1 protein-coding gene is annotated in these 232 nt (G+C 73.3%); it reads right to left on the bottom strand.

Translation table 11 applies throughout. The features are described from left to right. Window positions 1-228, bottom strand: a 228-nt coding sequence (locus tag KVS71_RS19315) for an ATP-binding cassette domain-containing protein (RefSeq protein WP_368874987.1), incomplete at its 3' end; no start/stop codon positions are given. Window positions 229-232 lie beyond the last annotated feature (4 nt).

The following is a 232-nucleotide window of genomic DNA, read 5'->3' as shown; positions in this document are numbered from 1 at the left end:
GGCCCGGGCCTTGCGCCTGTCCAACCCGCGCATCCCGGCCCGCAGGAGGATGTTGCCGCGGACGCTGGGCCCTTCCAGGGGCGCCGCCCGCTGGATCACGTAGCCGATATCCTGCCGCGGACCGCGGACCTCGTCGCCGTGCAGGCGGATGCTGCCGCGGCTCGGGGCGGTGTGGCCTGCCACGGCTTTCAGGAGCGTCGACTTGTCCCATCCCGTGGGCCCTGCGATTGAG

This window comes from Microbacterium sp. GbtcB4 (genome assembly GCF_019091465.1).
Classification (GTDB): domain Bacteria; phylum Actinomycetota; class Actinomycetes; order Actinomycetales; family Microbacteriaceae; genus Microbacterium; species Microbacterium paraoxydans.
The sequence above is the reverse complement of the archived record's forward strand: the minus strand, read 5'-3'. Positions and strand labels throughout refer to the sequence as shown.